Genomic DNA, 3,076 nt, shown 5'->3' with positions numbered 1-3,076 from the left:
GAGCTGCGATTAGGCGAGGGCGGGGGTCTTGGCGTCCTGCAGTTCCCCGAGCAGATCCTCGAGCATTTTCGAGGCGTTCTCGTCCATCCGCTGGTAGGCCTCCGCGACCTTGTGCACACCGTCGACAAGGGACGCGAGGCGCTGCCTGCCGAACTTGAGGGTGTCGCCGTAGAGCGAGCCGATCAGGTCGATCACCGGGTGCAGGATCATGAACAGGCCGGTGAAACCCGACTTGTCGCAGCCGTAGGTGTGCATGTACTCGTTGATCGCGTCGATCGCCGAGTTGAGCCCTTCCAGGACCTTCGCGTATTCGTCGAGTGAGTCCGGATCGACGTGGAAGTCCACGTGCAGCCCCCCAAAGAAGTGTCACGTCCGATATGCGGACGAAGAATAGGACACATGTGGATCATCGCGTCGCGGTTTCCCGAGAAAACCGGAAAAATCCACTTGTGTCCGGATCGTCTACTTTCGACGGATTGGGGCGATCACCAGTTCGCCGCCGCCGGTGGTCAGAATTTCGGCGGTGGCACCGTAATGCCGCTGCAGCAACGGTCCGGTCAGGACGTTCGCCGGCGCTCCCGCCGCGACCACCTCACCGTCGGCGAGCAGCAGGATCTCGTCGGCGTACTGCGCGGCGAAGGTCAGATCGTGCAGTGTGGACACCACGGTGGTGCCGTCCTCCCGGCGCAACCGGTCGATGAGTTCGAGCATCGCCTGCGCGTGCCCGATGTCCAGGCCGGTGGTCGGTTCGTCGAGCAGGAGCAGCCCCGCGCGCTGGGCCAGTACGCGGGCGAGCACCGCCCGCTGCCGTTCGCCGCCGGAGAGCGTGCCGAGCCTTCGCCCGGCGAGCCCGGCCAGGTCGAGCCGGTGCAACACCTCATCCACAATGGACAGGTCGGCGGCGCCCTCGCGGGCGAGCGGGCCGAGGTGCGGAGTGCGGCCGAGGAGCGCGTAGTCGGTGACCGTGATCCCGTCCGGCAGAACGGGATCCTGCGGGGCGAAGGCGATCAGCCTGGCCTTTTCCCGCGCGGAAAGGGTGCGCAGGGCACGGCCGTCGGCGAGGACCTCGCCGTCGGCGGGCAGCAGGCCCGCCATCGTGTTGAGCAGGGTGGACTTCCCGGCGCCGTTCGGCCCGACGATGGCCAGCCAGCCCCCGCTCGGCACCTCCACCGTCACCTCGCGCAGCACGGTCCGTTCGCCGTAACCGGAACGCACGTTTCGCAGCCGTAGGCCGGTCACGACACCTTCTCCCGGGAGGAACGGAGCACGGCGACGAAGAACGGGGCACCGGCGAAGGCCGTGACCACCCCCAGCGGGAGTTCCCCCGGCATGACCGTGCGCGCCACCTGATCCGCCGCGATCAGGAAGGCCGCCCCGCCCAGCAGGGACAGGGGCAGCACGACCCGGTAGCTGCCGCCCGCCAGCAGCCGCACCACGTGCGGCACCACGATCCCGACGAACCCGATCAGCCCGCTGACCGAGACCGCCGCGGCGGTCGCCAGTGAGGCGGCCGCCAGCAGCAGCAACCGCACACGCGCGGGGTGCAGCCCGAGCGACGCGGCTTCGGCGTCGCCCAGCGAAAGCACGTCCAGCAGCCGCCCGGACAGGCACAACACCACGGCCGCGAGACCGATGTAGGGCGCGGCGACCAGCACCTCGTGCCAGCCGGTCACGTTCAGCCCGCCGAGCATCCACGTGTAGACCTGGCGGATCGTCTCGGTCCTCAGCTGCTGCACGAAGGTCTGCACGGCGGACAGGAACGAGCCCACGGCCACCCCGGCGAGCAGCAGCGTCCCGGTCCCGGGGCGGCCGCCGCCCGTCCGGCCCAGCAGCCAGCTCAGCCCGACCCCGCCGATCGCGCCGAGGAAGGCGGCGGGCGGCACCCAGGCCCCGGCGTGCGGGGTGAGCACCACCACCAGGGTCGCCGCCATCCCCGCGCCCGCGGCAGCGCCCAGCAGGTACGGATCGGCGAGCGGGTTGCGGAACACCCCCTGGAAGGTCGCGCCGGACATCGCCAGCGCGGCCCCGACCAGCCCGGCGAGCAGGACCCTCGGCACCCGCAGCTGCCAGACGATCGCGGCCTCGCGGGCCGACAGCGGGGACTGCCCGCCCGTGACCTGCGCGACGAGCTCGCCGAGCACGCGGCGCCAGCCCAGATCACCCGCCCCCGCCAGCACCGCGCACACCAGCACGGCCGCCAGCACGAGCGCGGCGATCACCACGGTGCGGGCACGCAGGCGCGTCCGCACCGCGGTACGCCGGGAACGGATCATCGGGTGGCGGCTTGGGACACCGCGGTCGACACGGCGCGCACGAGTTCGACGATCCGAGGGCTCCAACGGGAGGCGATGTCGTCGTCGAGCGTGAACACGCGGCCGTGCTGGACGGCGCTGAGCGTGTTCCAGCCGGGACGCGCCGCGACGGACTGCGCGTTCTGGCCGCAGCACTTGCTGTCCGCGAGGAAGACGAGATCCGGATCGGACTGGAGGATGCGTTCCGGCGACAGCTGGGGATAGCCGCCGGAGGCCGACGGATCGGTGCCGTCGGCGATGTTCGTCAGGCCGAACCGCTGCAGGATCTGGCCGAGGAAGGTGGCCGAGGTCGCGCTGTAGTAGGTCTGGTCGAGTTCGTAGTAGTAGCTCAGCGGTTTGGCGGGCTTCGGCGTGGCCGCGATGATCCCGTCGACGTCCGCCCGCACCTGCCGGGAAAGGCTCTGGCCCTCCGCGCGGTGCCCGGTCGCCGTGCCGAGGTCGGCGAACTCCCGGTAGGCGTCGTCGAGGGTTTTGGCGTCGGGCATCACCAGGGTCTGCGCGCCGATCTTCGCCAGTGCCGGGGAAAGCCCGGTGGTGTCGGCCGACACGACGACCAGGTCCGGGTGGTAGGCGGCGATGGCCTCCGGGTCCGGGCTCAGCGCGGCCAGCTTGGTGTGCGGGGCCTGTGCCGGATAGTCCGAGGTCGAGTCGACCGCGACGACCTGCTTGCCCGCGCCGACGGCGAACAGCGTTTCGGTCGCCGACGGGGACAGGGACACGATCCGGGTGGGCTGCCGTTCGATGGTGAGGGAACCGACGGTGAC

The 3,076-nt window shown here is 70.8% G+C and carries 4 protein-coding genes; all 4 read right to left on the bottom strand.

What is annotated here, in order from left to right; all coding sequences use genetic code 11:
* Positions 1–9: 9 nt before the first annotated feature.
* The gene (locus FNH05_RS35265) at positions 10–345 is read right to left on the bottom strand and encodes a hypothetical protein (protein ID WP_144593182.1); all 336 of its coding nucleotides are present in this window, start codon (positions 343–345) and stop codon (positions 10–12) included.
* A 117-nt stretch (positions 346–462) separates the two neighbouring features.
* Positions 463–1,239, bottom strand: a complete 777-nt coding sequence (locus FNH05_RS35260) for an ABC transporter ATP-binding protein (protein ID WP_144593181.1) — start codon at positions 1,237–1,239, stop codon at positions 463–465.
* Positions 1,236–2,273 (bottom strand): FecCD family ABC transporter permease, encoded by a 1,038-nt coding sequence (locus FNH05_RS35255; protein ID WP_144593180.1) that lies wholly within the window; start codon positions 2,271–2,273, stop codon positions 1,236–1,238. The genes FNH05_RS35260 and FNH05_RS35255 overlap by 4 nt, the downstream gene beginning before the upstream one ends.
* On the bottom strand, positions 2,270–3,076 hold an 807-nt coding region (locus tag FNH05_RS35250), incomplete at its 5' end, for an ABC transporter substrate-binding protein (RefSeq protein ID WP_144593179.1). The genes FNH05_RS35250 and FNH05_RS35255, both read right to left, overlap by 4 nt.

Source organism: Amycolatopsis rhizosphaerae (genome assembly GCF_007713715.1).
Lineage (GTDB): Bacteria > Actinomycetota > Actinomycetes > Mycobacteriales > Pseudonocardiaceae > Amycolatopsis_E > Amycolatopsis_E rhizosphaerae.
This window is presented reverse-complemented; position numbering and strand designations above follow the sequence as displayed.

What these genes read in the sequence shown, in the direction of transcription:
- FNH05_RS35255 (WP_144593180.1), bottom strand. Translation starts at nt 2,273, where the DNA reads ATGATCCGTTCCCGGCGTACCGCGGTGCGGACGCGCCTGCGTGCCCGC.